12 protein-coding genes are annotated in these 17,068 nt (G+C 45.4%); 9 read left to right on the top strand and 3 right to left on the bottom strand.

Annotated elements, in window-relative coordinates:
* Positions 1-70: 70 nt before the first annotated feature.
* Positions 71-256 carry a response regulator gene (locus tag HH215_RS13180; RefSeq protein WP_169280328.1) on the top strand — a complete coding sequence of 62 codons (186 nt, stop codon included), beginning with the start codon at positions 71-73 and terminating at the stop codon, positions 254-256.
* A gap of 15 nt (positions 257-271) precedes the next feature.
* On the opposite strand, the gene HH215_RS13175 is transcribed toward HH215_RS13180, so the two are convergent.
* Complete coding sequence (locus tag HH215_RS13175) at positions 272-1,165, bottom strand: helix-turn-helix transcriptional regulator (protein WP_169280327.1); 894 nt, start codon at positions 1,163-1,165, stop codon at positions 272-274.
* A gap of 118 nt (positions 1,166-1,283) precedes the next feature.
* Between HH215_RS13175 and HH215_RS13170 the strand changes: the two genes are divergently transcribed.
* The 3 genes from HH215_RS13170 (at position 1,284) to HH215_RS13160 (ending at position 5,638) form a co-directional block, all read left to right on the top strand.
* On the top strand, positions 1,284-3,656 hold the full coding sequence (locus tag HH215_RS13170; protein WP_169280326.1) for a PDZ domain-containing protein: 2,373 nt from the start codon (positions 1,284-1,286) through the stop codon (positions 3,654-3,656).
* A gap of 41 nt (positions 3,657-3,697) precedes the next feature.
* Positions 3,698-4,435: a sugar phosphate isomerase/epimerase family protein gene (locus HH215_RS13165; protein ID WP_254450468.1), complete on the top strand. Its 738-nt coding sequence runs from the start codon at positions 3,698-3,700 to the stop codon at positions 4,433-4,435.
* A 168-nt stretch (positions 4,436-4,603) separates the two neighbouring features.
* Positions 4,604-5,638: a Gfo/Idh/MocA family protein gene (locus tag HH215_RS13160; RefSeq protein ID WP_169280325.1), complete on the top strand. Its 1,035-nt coding sequence runs from the start codon at positions 4,604-4,606 to the stop codon at positions 5,636-5,638.
* 5 nt (positions 5,639-5,643) lie between these two features.
* Here HH215_RS13160 and HH215_RS13155 read toward each other — a convergent pair whose 3' ends face one another.
* Together HH215_RS13155 and HH215_RS13150 are read right to left on the bottom strand one after the other, a co-directional pair.
* Positions 5,644-6,402: a response regulator transcription factor gene (locus tag HH215_RS13155; RefSeq protein WP_169280324.1), complete on the bottom strand. Its 759-nt coding sequence runs from the start codon at positions 6,400-6,402 to the stop codon at positions 5,644-5,646.
* 18 nt (positions 6,403-6,420) lie between these two features.
* Positions 6,421-8,070 carry a sensor histidine kinase gene (locus HH215_RS13150; RefSeq protein ID WP_169280323.1) on the bottom strand — a complete coding sequence of 550 codons (1,650 nt, stop codon included), beginning with the start codon at positions 8,068-8,070 and terminating at the stop codon, positions 6,421-6,423.
* 292 nt (positions 8,071-8,362) lie between these two features.
* Here HH215_RS13150 and HH215_RS13145 point away from each other — a divergent pair, with 292 nt between their 5' ends.
* The 5 genes from HH215_RS13145 to HH215_RS13125 all read left to right on the top strand — a co-directional run bounded on the left by HH215_RS13145 (position 8,363) and on the right by HH215_RS13125 (position 17,068).
* Positions 8,363-9,808, top strand: a complete 1,446-nt coding sequence (locus HH215_RS13145) for an ABC transporter substrate-binding protein (RefSeq protein ID WP_169280322.1) — start codon at positions 8,363-8,365, stop codon at positions 9,806-9,808.
* Positions 9,809-9,899: 91 nt separating this feature from the next.
* Positions 9,900-10,772 (top strand): carbohydrate ABC transporter permease, encoded by an 873-nt coding sequence (locus HH215_RS13140; RefSeq protein WP_169280321.1) that lies wholly within the window; start codon positions 9,900-9,902, stop codon positions 10,770-10,772.
* Positions 10,769-11,593, top strand: coding sequence for a carbohydrate ABC transporter permease (locus tag HH215_RS13135; protein ID WP_169280320.1), 825 nt, complete (start codon positions 10,769-10,771; stop codon positions 11,591-11,593). Before HH215_RS13140 ends, HH215_RS13135 begins: the two co-directional genes overlap by 4 nt.
* A gap of 106 nt (positions 11,594-11,699) precedes the next feature.
* The gene (locus HH215_RS36370; RefSeq protein WP_169280319.1) at positions 11,700-15,122 is read left to right on the top strand and encodes a CBM35 domain-containing protein; all 3,423 of its coding nucleotides are present in this window, start codon (positions 11,700-11,702) and stop codon (positions 15,120-15,122) included.
* A 137-nt stretch (positions 15,123-15,259) separates the two neighbouring features.
* Positions 15,260-17,068: a sensor histidine kinase gene (locus tag HH215_RS13125; protein WP_169280318.1), complete on the top strand. Its 1,809-nt coding sequence runs from the start codon at positions 15,260-15,262 to the stop codon at positions 17,066-17,068.

The raw sequence follows: 17,068 nt of genomic DNA, 5'->3' as shown, positions 1-17,068 counted from the left end.
ATTTACAAAAGTAGAATGACCCTCACAAAACGCACTAATCAAAGTGCATTTGTAAGGGTCATAGGAGGACATGACAGGCTACTGGATTGATCTATGGTCAGTCGAATACGTTTTGCTTATGCCCGGATTGAACGGTATAGAACTGATCGGCGCCATTAAGAGTCGTTGGCCTAGGACGGTTTGCATGATGCTTACCGGACATGCCGAGTTCGAATACGCCCAAAGGCCTTTTCTTCCTCTGGAGAAAAGGCCTTAACTAGTATTTGCAGAGTCAGATCCCTGAAGCGTAATAAGCCTTATATTCAGATGGTGTCATATTCATATAGATTTTAAACCATTTGGAAAAATAGCTTACATGCTGATAACCCGTTTCAAATGCTGCATCGATAACGCTGTAGTTTCCCGTTCTAAGCAAAGTGGCGGCTTTGTTTACCCGGATGTAGTTCAAATATTCCATTGGCCGCATTCCGGTCTGATCTTTAAAAAATCTGCAAAAATGCGAATTGCTTAGGTCTATAGCAGACGCAAGTTGGTTTAATTCCAATTTATTATTCAGATTACTATCCATAAACGACAGCAAGCTTTTCATTTTTTGATGTAGCTCCCGACCCTGTCTTCCCTTTGTTTCGATTCTAGACTCCATCAAATCGTGCTGATACATATGGGCAATCAACCTTAGCAAAGCGGCCTTCAAATTCATTTCGTATGCGTGCGCTTTTCGTTCGTTCTCCATAAGAAGAATTCTTATATACTCCAGGGGTTTATCGTGCTCCTGTTTGTCAGCGGACAAATAGGCGGGAAGTCTGCTCGTTCCGTCCAGGATCGGAATAATAAACCGTTCTTGGATACGATCCTTATGGAAGGACGATAGCCAAGAAAATTTAAACACGATGGAATGGTAAGCGACTTCTCCATACGCGGTACGAATTCCGGAATGTAGCTCGCCCGGATGAACGATTACGGCTTCGCCCGTTCGTAAAGAATATTCCCGATCCTCGATTTTGAAGATTGCTGAACCTTTGGCAAGATATATCATTTCCATTTCATTATGCCAATGAATGGGTAGGATTGCATGATTGTTTTCATGATGTTCGTTCGTATACACATGAAAAGGAAAGTCAGGAAAGCCATGTGCCGAAATCTCCCGATAACGGTGTTCGTACATGAATATACCACCTATCAATGATAATATTGTGCTTGAATTACGCAATTTTTTGTTAGAATTGTCATCATCATAATAATATGATTATATCATGATCGTACTCAAGAAGAGTTTTATACGGATGAATTTAAGAAAAGGGGCACTTATGAATAAAACGACCGTGCAATTACACGTTTCTCTCCATGGAGATGATTCTGCGACAGGATCCAAGCAGAAACCGTTCGCAACCTTGCAGCGGGCGCAGACAGAGGCCAGAAAAGCGGCGAAGTTAGGATTCCCGGTTCAAGTATGGGTACATGAGGGCACTTATTATCTTTCTGAGACGTTGCGTTTTTCGCCGGAGGATTCAGGAAGAGCGGATGCTTTAGTGATTTATGAGGCGGCACCTGGGGAGAAAGTCATCATCAGCGGGGCTAAGAAACTTGATCTTCAATGGAGCGTTCATAAAGGAGAAATTCAGCAATTCAAGTCGATTCCTCCCGGCTTGAAATTGGATCAATTATTCGTCAATGGCCGGCAGATGCACATGGCCCGATATCCGAATTTTAATGAGCACACGAGGATTATGAACGGATATGCAAAGGATTGTATCGATCCGGAACGCGTCGCCAATTGGAAAAACCCGCGCGGCGGATATGTACACGCCATGCATAAGCATTTGTGGGGGGACTACCGTTATCGCATAACGGGCAAGGACAATAATAATGTCCTTGCATTAGAGGGAGGTTGGCAAAACAATCGGCTAATGGGTATGCACGACGAATATCGCTACGTCGAAAATATCTTCGAAGAGTTGGACGCGCCGGGAGAGTGGTTTTACGACGAAGTTAACGAGAAGCTTTATGTTTATCCGTACCCGGATATGAAGTTGGAAGATGCGGATATCGAAGGCGTACGTTTAACGCACCTCTTCGAATTTTCCGGAAGCGAAGATTTACCCGTCCGCCATATTCGGATCAAAGGCTTTACTTTTAGACATTCGGCAAGAACGTTTATGGATAATCGGGAACCCCTCTTGCGAAGCGATTGGACGACTTATCGAGGAGGTGCGGTCGTATTTAAAGGGACGGAGAATTGCTCGACTCACGATTGCACTTTCGAGCAATTGGGCGGGAACGCGATATTCGTAGACTGCTATAACCGAAATGTGGAGATCAAAGGCTGTCATATCGTGGATGTCGGCGCAAACGGCATTGCCTTTGTAGGCGATCCAGGGTCGGTCCGGAGTCCTTTATTCGAATATAATGAACGCCAAAAGCTGCAAGACATGGATCAAACTCGCGGACCCAAGACGAATGATTACCCCGCTCAGTGTCTGGTAGAGGACTGCCTGATCTCCAGAGTCGGTCGAGTTGAGAAACAATCGGCTCCCGTTCAAATATCCATGTCGCTGGATATTACCATTCGACATTGTAGCATCTATGAGGTGCCGAGAGCCGGAATCAATATATCCGAAGGAACATTCGGCGGACATGTGATCGAGCACTGCGATGTATTCGATACCGTGCTTGAAACCGGAGACCATGGTTCGTTTAACTCCTGGGGGAGAGATCGGTACTGGTTGCTTGAAGACGTCGAAATGGATCGTATTAATTCGAATCAAGATGAGGAAGACAGCCTATTGCCGATTTTGGATATGGTCAGACCGGTAACCCTCCGAAATAACAGATGGCGTTGCGATTACGGGTGGGATATCGACTTGGACGACGGTTCTACCTGGTACCATATTTACAATAATTTGTGTCTCGGCGGAGGAATCAAGCTGAGGGAAGGCTTCTACCGGGTTTGCGATAACAATGTCATCGTAAACAACTCGTTTCATCCGCATGTCTGGTTTGAAGGAAGCAGGGATCGTTTTCAACATAATATCGTATTCGGCGAATATGAACCGATTCGCGTCCCCAAGCCATGGGGAAAGGCGTGCGACCGGAACCTGCTTCATCAAGCCGGCTTATTGGAGCCCCGTCCTGCTGTGCGGCTTCAAGAACTCAGCGGCGCGGATACGAATTCGGTGATGGCGGATGCTCTTTTCGTGGATACGGCTAATGGTAATTATCAAGTTCGCGATGATTCTCCCGCTATCGGTTTGGGATTCCGAAATTTCTCGATGGACCGGTTCGGCGTACGAAAGCCGGAGCTTAAGATGATCGCGAGGACGCCTAAACTCCCCACACTTGGCGATATACTGAGCAAGTCGGGACGTCTGCCCCAGCAAACCTCGTGGGATCGATGCAAAATAAAGAACATCGTCGGAATGGGAGAGGTGTCCGCGGCAGGGTTGCCGGGAGAAACGGGAGTTATCATCGAATCTATCCCTTGGGGTAGCTGGCAGATGGAGAAGGGGATTCAAGTTGCGGACGTAGTCTTGAAAATCAATGGACATAAAGTGGATACGGTAGACGATCTATTACGAATTTGCCAATCCGTTCCCCAAGGCACGAGGTATAGCGTAGTCCTATTCAGAGGCCAGAGAGAAGTAGAGTTGACGCTGTAACAATCGTTTCAATGGAACGTTAATTTATGGGAGGTTTCGTCATGCAAGAACTGCGTATCGGTACAATGGTGTGGGGAGAGGAAGCGTTAAACGTCATTCCTCAAATTTTGCCTCACGGTTTTGAATGCTTTGAAATCGCCTTTTGGCTGAGTACCGGAAATACCGATCTAGTCGAAACGGCAAAGGGGTTGAAAGAGCAATTATCGGAGAAGGATGCATCGATCTCATGCCTCTCGATATTCGGTAACGCGCTTACGGGCGAAGGAAGCAGCGAGGACACGCTGGCCAGTTGGGAACGTCTGATCGATAATGCCCATCATTTCGGCGTCGATCTCATTACCGGCTTTACCGGACGTCTGGCGGATCGGCCGATCGAGGAATCCATTCCCCGCTTTAAGCAAGTATTCGGGGAGCTATCGAAGAGGGCGATGGACAAGGGCATTCGCCTCGCCTTCGAAAATTGCGCGATGGACGGAGATTGGAATCGCGGGGAATGGAATATCGCGCATAATCCTGCCGCCTGGGAATTGATGTTTAACGCCGTCCCGATGGATAATATCGGATTGGAATGGGAGCCTGCCCATCAACTGGTCAGTCTGATCGATCCGATTCCTCAGTTGCGCAAATGGGTCGGTAAAGTATTTCACGTGCATGGAAAAGATGCGACTCTTGCCTGGGATATCGTGAAAGAACATGGCATTCACGGACCGAAAACGTTTGCATGGCATCGTACCCCGGTTTCGGGGATAGCAATTGGACGGATATTATTACGATTTTAAGGCAGGCCGGCTATAAGGGCACGATTGATATTGAAGGCTGGCACGATCCCGTGTACCGGGGAGAGTTGGAAATGACAGGTCAAGTTCATGCGCTGAATTATTTGAAGCAATGCCGAGGTGGTTCCGTAATCTCCAATCCTACAAAATAAAGTCGAGGGGTTATATCAAATGGAAAAATTCAAAGTGGTAGCAGTCGGTTGCGGGCATATTGCAAATGAATGGATGAAAATGGCTCTTCCGCGGACGGACATGGAAATCGTTGCGCTGGTAGACATTCGGAAAGAATCCGCGAATGCAATGGCTGAGCGATATGCCTTGACATGCCCGACCTTCACTGACGTTGCTGAGGCAATTGAGCAAACGAATGCGAACGTCTTGTTCGACTTGACGATTCCGGCAAGCCATTTCGGCGTGTGCACGACTGCTTTGCAGCTTGGGTGCAACGTCTTTAGTGAGAAACCGATGGCCGCAACGATGGAAGAAGCCCGTGAAATGATAAGACAAATGGAACAAAGCGGGAGATTTTATTCGGTCATGCAAAATCGTAGATACGATCCCAACATCCGCGCATTTCGCAACCTTGTGCAATCGGGAACGATAGGCGCTCCGGGATATATCGGTGCGGAATTTTTTATCGGCGCGCATTTCGACGGTTTCCGCGCAGTGATGGACAGTCCCTTGGTGCTGGATATGGCGATCCATACGTTTGACCAAGCGCGCTTCATTTCCGGAGCGGATCCCGTTTCCGTTTATTGCCATGAATTCAATCCTCCGGGATCGTGGTACAAAGGCAACGCATCCGCTGTATGCATTTTTGAGATGTCGGATGGTTCCGTTTTCTGTTACCAGGGTTCATGGTGCGCGGAAGGCGCTCCTACATCTTGGGAAGCTTCTTGGAGAGTTACCGGCGAACAAGGGACGGCAATATGGGATGGTCATAAATCGCCTTATGCGGAGATTGTTTCACCCGGGGAACAAGAGGATAAGTTTATCCGTGATTATACACGCGTGGAAAGCGATTATATATGGGAAGGAAACCTGGGTCACGCCGGCTGTCTCGATGAGATGTTCGCAGCGCTTAAGGAAGGTAGGCCCGCCGAAACGGATTGCCGCGATAATATCAAAAGCATCGCGATGGTCCTTGGCGCCGTCGAGAGTTCTAGAACGGGTTTAAAGATCGACTTGAAGAATTATACGAATTAAGGTCTTTATTCTAATCGGTTTCTATAATCGGTTGGCGTCATGCGTGTATGCTGCTTAAAGATTCGGCTGAAGTAAAAAGGATCGGGATAACCGACGGCTTCTCCGACTTCTTTGACGGAAAGCTCCTTTTTCAATGAGAGCAATTGTTTCGCTTCGTTCATTCTGAGCGACATAATATATTTTGATGGCGATTCGCCGGCATATTTCAAGAAGATTTTGCTTAAATGGGGAGCGTTCACGTTGAATTGCTTAGCCATTTCTTCAAGGCTTAATTCCTTAGAATAGTTGGTTTTAATAAACTGCGCGACTGTTTTTACGATTTCTTCCGAACTGTATTGTCGATTTTTCAAGAGCATGGGGGATTTTAAGTCCGTTCTTTCGCTTTCGATCAGGATCTGTATTTTCGAGAGCAAATCCTCCAAGTCTTGTTTTTTGACAGGTTTAAGCAGAAAGTCCAGTACGTTATTCTTTAAAGCTTGTCGAGCATATTCAAACTCGCTATAGCCGCTAATAACAACCTTTTTGACGGAGGGATAGTATTTCTCAATAATGCCGATTAAATGGATTCCGTCCATGACCGGCATATGGATATCGGTTATAAGGACGTCCGGTACTTGCGAGTTCTCAATGAATCGAAGCACGCTTTCCCCATCGGGAGCAGCGTGGACGATATGAAATAAGGGGTCTACCCTTTGTATTTGATTTACTAGCGTTCTTAGAAGGAGCGGCTCATCTTCCGCTACGATGAAATGAATAGGATTCATGGGTTCACACCCTTTGTTTTATAGTTTTATAGGACCGCCGATCGTCACTTTGGCGCCAAGGTCAGGAATATTCCGAATGTCGAAATACATGAGGTTGCCGTAATGCAATTTCAGTCGAGTGTAAATATTGAGCAGTCCCATCCCATGAAGTTTCAGCGCGGGAAGTACATTAAGCTGTTCCATCTCGTTAACCTTCTCATAGAAACGCGACAATTCATGGTCGTCAAAGCCAGGCCCGTTATCCATAACCTCGATTATCCAACGATTTTGGTCAGTTGAACCCCGAATCGTAATGTTCCAAGGAGGGCTTATTTTCGTACTGTATTTAATGGCGTTTTCGACGAGAGGCTGAATCATGAGTTTAGGAATTTTATAATTTCGTATCGATGCATCCACATCAATCGTGCTAGATATCATCGTTCCATAACGGAGCTTCATGCACGTTAAGTACATTTCGGTATAATCGATCTCCGTTTGGATTTCCACCATCGAAGATTCGTCCGCGGCGATATATCTCATCATATCGGACAAGTTTTCGCACATGACAATGATTTCTTCATAAGTCCGCTCATAGGCCATAGCGCTTATCGTCGCTAACGAATTATACAGGAAATGCGGATTCATTTGGGATTGAAGAGCCGTCATTTTGGATTGAAGCTCTTGAGTGCGGGAAAGCAGCAATTGATCGAATGACTCCTTCAACCTGGCATTCATTTTCAAGAACGAAAAGTTGAGTTTGTCCCATTCGTTCATGCCGCTATTCAGTTCGACGGCGTTACCGGAAATGAGCGTTTCCAAACTGATGGATTTTATCGTTTTGTTCAGCTTGTTTAGGGGATGCGTGATTTTCTTAGATGCCAAGAAAGAAAGCATTATTAGAAAAGCTAAAATAATAAGCGTCGCCGCGATGGCCAATCTTGTAAATTTGTTCAAAGGGGAAAGCAGGGTTTTATTGGAAATCATTACAGCTATGTTCCAGTTAGTGAAATCGGAATGTTTAATCGTGAGCAGAACTTTGTCTTTCTTAGCTGAATCGGCAATATAAGTCCGATGATCAGCCGAAAAATGGTTGCTCGGGTTTTTTAAAATGTCATCTACGAATTGTCGATCTTCTTCCGCGGATTCTAGCGGAAATATGATTTCGCCTTCTTGAGAATAGATAATGATTTTCTCGAGAGAAGGATTATTTTTGGCTTGCTGAATCACTCCGCTGAACACTTTGTTAAAGTTCTGTTTCACTTCGACAATGCCTTTGGGCGCGTTATATTTATCGGAAAAAAAGCGGAACAAAGAGACGGAGACGCCTGGATTCAAAGAGCGATCTTTGGTGAGGATAAGGGAAAAAGGTTTTGATTTTTTATTGTTGTTCACCGTTTCGAACCAAGGTTCTTTCGCGATTTCGATTTTTTTCTGGCTGTTATCGAAACCGACCCCGATCGATGCGCCGGAGTTTAGATGAAGATACACTTGTTGGACCGGATAAGATGGGCCGACAAGCGCGACAAGGATGTCATATAAATCGGTATTCGGTTTACTGATGCGATCGGAAGAAGCGGGGGAAGACGGGTCTACATTCGGTTCATCATATACTGAAATGCGGTCCGTGATTAGATTGGAATAAAGGATGCTGACGGATACGGAGTCTAATTTTTGTATCTCGGAGTCCATTTGCTTCTGAAGGGTTCCCGATAATTCGGAAATGGAACTAAGCGCTTTGGTTCGTAATAAGTTATATGCCCATGAATAAAACAGGACAAACAGAATTGCGATTCCGATAATGATAATTGCCGAGTAGGTCAAAAATAATATCGAGCGGATGGAACGCGGTTTCCTTAGTATATACATATGTCTCCCGTTCCTATCGTCTTATAGTTGCTTTTCATTTTGCATGGTTCTCGAATCAATTGTCAACCCTCGGAAAAAAAGTACAAAAAATCACACAAACATCTGCATGGAGCGATTGAGAGCGCTTTACTATAATGAAACAGTATCATTTGAATGCGTTTACAAAATGAAAAGAGGGATAAAGAGCATGAAGAAACTGTTGAGTATCTTGTTAGGTTTGGTTCTTGTAGGCACAATGCTATCCGCCTGCGGCAATTCCGGCAATAATAATTCCCCGCAAGCTTCCGAGGGCACTGCTCCAAGTCAGGAGAGCGCTCAGGCAAGCGAAACGGAAAGTGCAACTCCGGAAAAGAAAGATGTAACTTTATCTTATTTAGCAAGCCAGGACTGGATTAAAGATCCGGAAATGAAGCTGGCCGAGAAATTCGAAGAGCAAACTGGCATTCACATCGACTACCAAATCGTACCGGCCGATCAATATCTTAACGTACTAAAAGCTAAGATGGCCGCAGGCGAAGCGCCCGACATTTTCGGCGGACAAAGCGGTAAGTTCGACTTAGGCCCACTTTACGACGTGGAGAATAACGCGGCCGATTTGACCAACGAGGAATGGGTGAAACGGGAAGATCCCCTTTTCGTGGAACAATCGACTTGGAAATCCAAAGTCTACGGCCTTACGATATGGGATCCGAGCTCAAGTTGGGTCATTGTCTATAACAAGAAAATCTTCGAGCAACTTGGATTAAGCGTTCCTACATCCTATGAAGAATTCTTGAAGGTTTCCGAAGCGATTAAAGCTTCCGGAGTAACGCCGATTTACGAACCGGTTTCAGACGGTTGGCATCATGTGCTCTGGTTTCCTGAATTAGGGGTAAGGTACGAAGAATTAGCCCCAGGACTTGCCGACAAACTAAATAACAATCAAGAAACTTTCGCCAACGCTTCCGTTTTGGAGCAATCTCTTACTCAATTTAATGAACTGGCGCAAAAAGGATATTTCGGCGAAAATGCCTTTTCCAATACGTACGCCGATACGGAAAAGAATATGGCTAGCGGCAAATACGCTATGACGGTTTACGGTATTGGTCTGCCTGCGCAAATCGAAAATGCAGTACCGGGTAGCAGCGCTTCCGATTATGGTTTCTTTCCAATCCCTTTGCTTGACAACCAGGGCCTTAATATAAGCCCTGGCGCACCTAGTAAATTTATTTCGAGCAACTCTAAACATATGGATGAAGCAAAACAATATTTCGATTTTCTCACGCAACCTGATAACCTTCAATACTTGCTTGATAACGAGGCCAAATTCACGACGCTTAATTTTCCAGGCGTTAAGGCAAAATTTACGGCTGAACAAAACGCGTTCTTTGAAACCTATGGAAAAAAATCAGGAACGGTCTATCAGACGGCCGTCAATTATCTAAATCCGCAGTGGATGGATATCGGCAAGGATATGGCTGCCATGATGAGCAAGCAGATATCTCCGAAAGATATCTTGAAGAACATCGACAAAAGACGGGGGCAGCAAGCGAAAACCGCCAAAGATCCAAACTGGAAATAAGGCATAACGAAATGAAACGGGGCTCGATAAGAGTTTGATTATTATCGAGCCTCCGTTTTACTAAGTGCCGGAAGAAATCGGGGAATGAACAATGACTAGGAAAATTTATCCGTTTTATTTTATCGCTATTGCTTTAGGTATATATATTATTTTTACTGTCGTGCCCAGTTTGATGGGAATTTACTTGTCTTTTACGGATTGGAACAGTTATTCAAGAGAAGTTCATTTTATCGGACTCGACAACTTTAAAACGATTTTTTCTTCCAATGAAAATTACATGCACGGCATTAATAATACGGTAATCTTCACGATATCCACGATTGTTTTAAAAACCATGATCGGACTGTTGCTTGCGATTCTAGTAAACAAAGGAATCAGGCTTAAAAATTTTCATCGCGTTATTCTATTTTTGCCTGCCATCATCCCGATGCTTGTCGTCGGCATTATTTTTAAGTCCATTTTCAATCCGGAATACGGCTTGATTAACGAAGTATTAAGGGCATTAGGCTTGAACCAATGGACTCAGCATTGGCTAACCGACGTGAATTGGGCATTCAAATCGATTATCGCGGTCGATGTCTGGAAAGGCGCAGGGTATATTATGGTTATTTTATTGGCTGGTATTCAAGCAATCTCCCATAGTTATTACGAAGCTGCGGATATCGATGGAGCAGGCGCGTGGAAGAAGTTCAGGTTCATTACCGTTCCGCTACTTATGCCGGCTCTTATGGTGACTACTGTATTAAACCTTCTGTATGGACTCAAAATATTCGATACCGTATATGTCCTTACCAACGGGGGACCCGGATACGCGACGGATGTTGTATATACGCAGGTGTTCAGTCAGTTTACGCTCGGGAGCTATGGCGTAGGAACAGCTTTAATTACCGTGTTGTTCCTCATTATGACGATTTTAGGCTACTTCGCCATCAAGCTGATGTCAAGAGAGGAACAAAACGGATGAATAGAAACAAAGCGACGAAAAGACTAGTTCAGAATATAGCGATATGGATCATTAGTTTAATGGCCATTACCCCGATTTTGCTTATCGTCATTAATGCGTTTAAAACGGCTCCCGAAGCGAGTTCGATGAACTTTTCGCTGCCTCAAATGTTTCAATTCGAGAACTTTGTTACCGTAATCGAAAAAGGAAAGCTAGTTCGCTCTTTCGTGAATAGCGTTTCTTATTCCGGGATATCGTCAATGCTCTGCATTCTTGTTTCTGCAACGGCGGCCTTTGCGCTAGCACGAAACAAGATGAAATTTAACCGCTTCCTCTACTTTTTTATAATCATGGGCATCGCCTTGCCGCTTAACTATTTTACTTTAATCGATGTGATGAAGTGGACGCATTTGATGAATACGAAAGCCGGAATCATCGTGTTATATTCAGTCACGCAAATTCCATTTAGCATTTTTATATTGTACGGATTTATCGGCGGCGTTCCTCGAGAACTCGATGAGGCTGGCATTATCGATGGATGCGGACCTAAGCGACTGTTCTTTTCGGTTATTTTCCCTGTGCTTCGACCTGCGGCGGTAACCGTGTTCATTCTATCCTTTTTAAATACTTGGAACGAGTTTCTACTGCCGCTCTATTATTTGAACAGTGCGGATAAGTGGCCGATGACATTGGCCGTTTATAATTTCTTCGGGCAGTTTCAGCAATCTTGGAATTTGGTTAGCGCGGATATCATTCTCACGATATTGCCTGTCATTATCGTTTACTTGCTCGGCCAACGTTTCATCATTAGCGGTATGACGAGCGGGTCGGTAAAAGGTTAAAATTCGTTTTTAATCGACATTATTTCTTAAGGAGAGGGGGTGGTTTTCCCGAAAGTCTTCGGTTTGAGAAGCAATTCAATCTATTTTGAGGAGACTAATGAAGCAGATGAAAACGAAAAGATGGCAAGTTGCGATGACGGCGGTTCTAATTCTCGCAATATTGCAAGCGCTTACAATTTTTCCGGCAAAAACGCATGCGGAAATCACGCCTGCATTAGCTCCTGTTTTACCGGAGTTCAGCAACCCGGTAAACCCCGTTTTTAATCCGAATTATAGCGAGCTGATTGGACGGTCCGATCTGAATTACACTGGAATGATTACAAGCGGCACCCAGGGAATGCCCGTGGCGAACGGCAGGTTCGGCGGGCCCATTTGGCAGAGTAACAGCAATACGCTTGTCATGCAATTGAATCATACGGATTCCTTCATGTTCAACGATGCCTCTTCCGTTTCCAAAGATCATACCAATTCGGGTGGCGGCGCCTTGGGACGTATTCATGTCGGTTTAGGGGCGGATACGGTTTTTAATAGTGCAACGACACAACGTTTGTCCTTGTATGACGGCAAATTGAGCATTAACGGTGCCGGAGTTGCTATCAATGTAATCGCGAATATGAATTCGGATGCCATCGCGATCCAAATAACGGATAATCGCGCTACGCCTAAAGCGATCACCGTCGATCTCGCCATGCTGCGCAATGCGAACCAAGTATGGGGGCCACATTCCGCGGTTTCCACGCTCACCACGCATTCAGATAATAAGACGGTCGTACTGGAACAATTAATTCAGGAACCAAGCAGTACAGGCATAGCGGTTAATAATCATTACAATCGCACGGCCGTTGCGGCAACCGTGCAAGGCAGAAATGCTTCATCGGTTACCAATAGCACGGTTGGCTCCCGTCAAGCCCTTCGGCTGAATTTGCCCGCGCAAAGCGGCACATTCACCGTCATCATCGGGGGAGACTCCACCATGAGTCAATCGGTGAACGTGAAAGCCAACGCGATCGCGAACGCCGTGAATTCCCCGACCTATAGCAGCATCTATGCCTCAGGTCAGGGGTGGTGGAGCGACTTCTGGGATAAATCATACATCTATTTGCCTTCGAAGAAGGATTTTGAACAACGACGCAACTATTACATGTACTTGGCTGCCATTTCTAACAGAGGAAACTTTCCTTCCAAATATAACGGAGGGATCTGGATCGGCGAGGAGGATCGTCGGGATTGGGGCAGCTTTTATTGGAACTGGAATCAGGATTCCTTGTATCAGCCTTTGATTGCAGCCAACCACATGGAATTGATGGATCCGATGTTTAAAATGCGGGAGAGAAGTTACCAGCAATATGTTACCGCCGCGGATCAAATGTGGGGCAGCGAGGGAATCTTTATCGGGGAGACAGCCGGCGTCCTTGGCTGGGAAACGCTGCCGAGTAATATTGCCGCTTCCGTACAGCAGTATTACAATTTTAATACCAGCACTCGTTCACAAGACTTCACTAATATGACGATGGAGAGAAATAGATTTCTCCCGGTATGGAATTGGAACATATTCGGCGCTAATAATCAAGCGAGTTATGTATCGCATACCATGATGGCTACGCAGGAAACCGCGGAGTATTACTGGCAAATCTATCATTACACTAAAGATCTTGACTGGTTGCGGGATAAAGCCTATCCCTTTATCAAAGGCGCGGCGGAGCTTTACCGCACTTATGAAGGCTTAAGGAAAGAGGTCGACGGAAAATATCATTTCTACAATACAAACCTTCACGAGCATATTTGGGCCGGTAAAGACGTCATCGATGATTTGGCCATGGCTAGGGGCGTCTTTGCGGCTGTAATCGAGGCTTCAACCCTGCTCGGAGTCGACGCCAATTTGCGCCCGCAATGGGTGGATCGCCGCGATAATCTCGCGAGATATCCGTTGCGCACGGACGCAGGCGCCCTGTGGGCGGGGAGTACGAATTCGTCGCTTGCTTCTCAACTCGCGACTACTCAGCCCGCCTGGGCACAGGGGCTGCAGCCTTCATACTTTATTAGGGATCTGCACGGAACGGAAAGTCCGATCTTTAAGATGCTTGAAAAGTATGACGTGCTGAATTTGGAAACGAGGGATCAGGGCCTGGATAACGGGGATTGGGCAATCGCGCTGAATACTTATCTCCATTCTCCGGGATACTTCAATCAAGTTCAAAATCAATTCATCGATAGGAACGGATCTAGCCGCTTTCACGTGGACGCCGCTAAACTTGGGCGGGCGCAAGATATGGATAAGATTTTAAATACGCAGTTTGGTGTGTTCAGTACTAATGGCGTTTACCCGAACCTGCTTTTTGACCAAGGAGATTATTACTCCGCGGAAGGCTACGGAACGTTTGCCGCCGCGCTTCAGGAAGCACTTAGTCAAAGCCTTAGCCCAACGCCTGTAGGAGATCCGGTGATTCGCGTTTTCCCTGCTTGGCCGACGGCGTGGGACGCCAAATACAAGTTGCTTGCCAAAGACGGGTTCGAGGTTTCCTCCTCCATGAAATCTGGGGATATCCAGTATGTCGAAATCGAATCGAAGCTTGGAAATACAGCCCGCGTCAGAAACCCATGGTCAACGAATGTCGTGCTGTATCGAAATGGCGTGCAGAGCCAGACGCTTTCCGGTTCCTTGCTTAGCTTTAACACCACGGCAGGGGAAACTATCGTGCTGGTGAGACCGGGAACGACTCCGGATCAGTATCGTAGTTCCACCTTGGATGGTTCGGGCACAGGAACAGGCACGTATGAAGCGGAAAGCGCTCAATTGTCGGGCGGCGCGAAAGTCAACAATGATCATCCGGGATATACGGGATCGGGATTCGTCGACGGTTACTGGCTATCCGGAGCGACCACAACTTTCAGCGTGAACGTCGCGACCGCGGGCAGTTATCGAGTGACCGCTCGATATGCGAACGCGCAGAACAATCCGTCGACCGCAAGCCTTTACGTGAACGGAACGAAAATCAAACAATCAAGCTTCCCAAGACTCGCGAACTGGGATACGTGGGGCACTCAATGGGAAGTGTTGACGCTCAATGCCGGGACGAATACGATTGCCTACAAATACGATTCCGGTGATACGGGTTGGGTTAATCTCGACAATATTTCTCTGGACCCCGTTAAGTTTGAAGCGGAATCGGCGCAGCTTTCGGGCGGCGCCAAAATCAATACGGATCACCCGGGATATACCGGAAGCGGATTCGTGGACGGATACGTGACCTTGGGCGCCACCACGACATTCAGCGTAACCAATGCAACCGCAGGGAATTATAACGTAACGGCTCGTTATGCAAACGCCCAGAACAATCCATCCACTGTGAGCGTTTACGTGAACGGAACAAAAATCAAGCAATCTAGCTTCCCAAGGCTAACGAACTGGGATACGTGGGGCAATCAGACCGAAGTGTTGGCTTTGAACGCAGGAGTCAATACCATTACTTACAAATATGAAACAGGCGATACAGGTTGGATTAACCTCGATTACATTCAAGTTCAGTAATATGTGTTAAGATTGGAAGCGTTTTTTTATAGAAAATAATGTATGATACAAGGATGTCCCCTGTGAGCCTGCTCAGGCAGATTCACATGGTAGGGGACATCCTTTTGACATATCGAAATAGGGCAGAAAGGAAATGAATGAGAGTGATTTCAAGATATTTAAACGGAATTTCCATCAAAAACAAAATATTTATATCCAATATCTTAATTATCGTTATTTCTATTTCTATTCTGGCTATCTTCTCCAATATAGTCTCGCAAAAAGCAATTATCGAGAAAGCGGTTAACAATTCATCGCGGGAGCTCGTTCTCATCAACAACAATCTTCAAACCTTGCTATTTACCGTCGAGGATTATTCGAAAATATTGGCTAGCGAATTCAGATTGCAGAGCGTGCTATACAACGACTTTTTATCGAAAAGAGACGTTGATTATAAGCCGGTCGAAGGATTAAATAATCTTTCGATGAACAAAACGCTGTCTGAGACGATTAGCAATATCGTTGAACCGAACACGAAAATCAAAGCCGCAAGCATTCTCACCGCCAACGATCAATGGGTAGACGTGGGCTTTGCCGATAATAAGTTTGCGGCACGCGTATTCGGCTCCTTTAACGAAACCGTAGAGCGCACCTATTTACCGGTCTGGACAGGGTTAATTAAATTCAAATTCCGGTACGAAGGGGAAGACAACGTGTTTGCGGTATCTAAGACGGTCATACACAAGGATACAGGAAAAACGATCGGAAGAGTGTTCCTATACATTAAAGAAACGGTTATCGCATCGATTTATGAAAGCGAAATCAATTACAAAGGAGGAGACTTTTACATTATCGACCGCGCTGGGAAAATCATTTCTTCCCTGAATAAATCCAATTTGTATCAGGACTTTAATGAAACAACATCTATTTCGGTTCCCAATTCTATTCAAAAGAATAACAGTTTTATACAGGAGATTGGAGCACGGAAGGTGCTTGTATCCTCCCACCTTTTCGAACCGATGCAGTGGTCGATTGTAAGCGTTGTCCCTATTGATGAAATAACGGTCGAACGTAAAGAAATTAACCAACTAATCATTCGTATCGGCATTGTATGCCTGCTAATCGCGTTGGTCGTTTCTTTTCAATTGTCCCGTTCTATTACAAGGCCTATATTCCAACTTTCCAAGACGATTAGAAAAATCCGGACGGGGGAGCTCAATGTCAGAAGCTCTTATCAATCACCGGATGAAATCGGATATTTAAGCGAAGGCTTCAATAATTTAATGGACCGAATAGAAGTTCTTATGGCGGAGAATGTTGAGAAACAGAAGACGAAAGCCGAAATCGAGTTTAAACTATTGCAATCCCAAGTGAAACCTCATTTTTTATATAATACGGTTGAAACGATCATATCGCTTATTAAGCTAAATATGAGAACGGAAGCTATTTCCGCGGCGAAATATATGGCCAATTTCTATAAGATCTCGCTAAGTAAAGGACACGACATGATTTCGATTAGGGAAGAGATGCTGTTAACGGAAAGTTATTTGGAAATCCAGCAATTACGGTACGTGGAGTATATGCAATTTACGATGGATATCGATGAGGAAATAATGACGTACTCCATCCCGAAGCTAACGTTGCAGCCAATCGTTGAAAATGCTATCTATCATGGTCTGAAGATGAATAAGGAAAAAGGTTTATTGCGGATTACCGGGAAGCGTTGCGGCGAGGACGTGCAAATCGAAATTTATGATAATGGCGTGGGAATGGACGAGGTTCAAACAAAGGCTATTTTAACGGAGGTCGCCGGAGTCAAAGCCGGCAACGGATTTGGGGCAAGAAGCGTTCATAATCGCATCGTAATGCTGTACGGATACAGATATGGCTTAGAAATAGAAAGCGTATTAGGCTCTTATACTAAGGTTATCATTCGTCTGCCAATGCTATTTCCACAGGAGGTTTGA

This window comes from Cohnella herbarum, assembly GCF_012849095.1.
GTDB classification, from domain to species: Bacteria; Bacillota; Bacilli; order Paenibacillales; family Paenibacillaceae; genus Cohnella; species Cohnella herbarum.
This window is presented reverse-complemented; position numbering and strand designations above follow the sequence as displayed.

Bases quoted from the DNA above. Each gene is read 5' to 3' on its own strand.
- HH215_RS13180 (WP_169280328.1), top strand. From the start codon at position 71: ATGACAGGCTACTGGATTGATCTATGGTCAGTCGAATACGTTTTGCTT.
- HH215_RS13175 (WP_169280327.1), bottom strand. From the start codon at position 1,165: ATGTACGAACACCGTTATCGGGAGATTTCGGCACATGGCTTTCCTGAC.
- HH215_RS13170 (WP_169280326.1), top strand. From the start codon at position 1,284: ATGAATTTAAGAAAAGGGGCACTTATGAATAAAACGACCGTGCAATTA.
- HH215_RS13165 (WP_254450468.1), top strand. From the start codon at position 3,698: ATGCAAGAACTGCGTATCGGTACAATGGTGTGGGGAGAGGAAGCGTTA.
- HH215_RS13160 (WP_169280325.1), top strand. From the start codon at position 4,604: ATGGAAAAATTCAAAGTGGTAGCAGTCGGTTGCGGGCATATTGCAAAT.
- HH215_RS13155 (WP_169280324.1), bottom strand. From the start codon at position 6,402: ATGAATCCTATTCATTTCATCGTAGCGGAAGATGAGCCGCTCCTTCTA.
- HH215_RS13150 (WP_169280323.1), bottom strand. From the start codon at position 8,070: ATGGACTCCGAGATACAAAAATTAGACTCCGTATCCGTCAGCATCCTT.
- HH215_RS13140 (WP_169280321.1), top strand. From the start codon at position 9,900: ATGACTAGGAAAATTTATCCGTTTTATTTTATCGCTATTGCTTTAGGT.
- HH215_RS13135 (WP_169280320.1), top strand. From the start codon at position 10,769: ATGAATAGAAACAAAGCGACGAAAAGACTAGTTCAGAATATAGCGATA.
- HH215_RS36370 (WP_169280319.1), top strand. From the start codon at position 11,700: ATGAAAACGAAAAGATGGCAAGTTGCGATGACGGCGGTTCTAATTCTC.
- HH215_RS13125 (WP_169280318.1), top strand. From the start codon at position 15,260: ATGAGAGTGATTTCAAGATATTTAAACGGAATTTCCATCAAAAACAAA.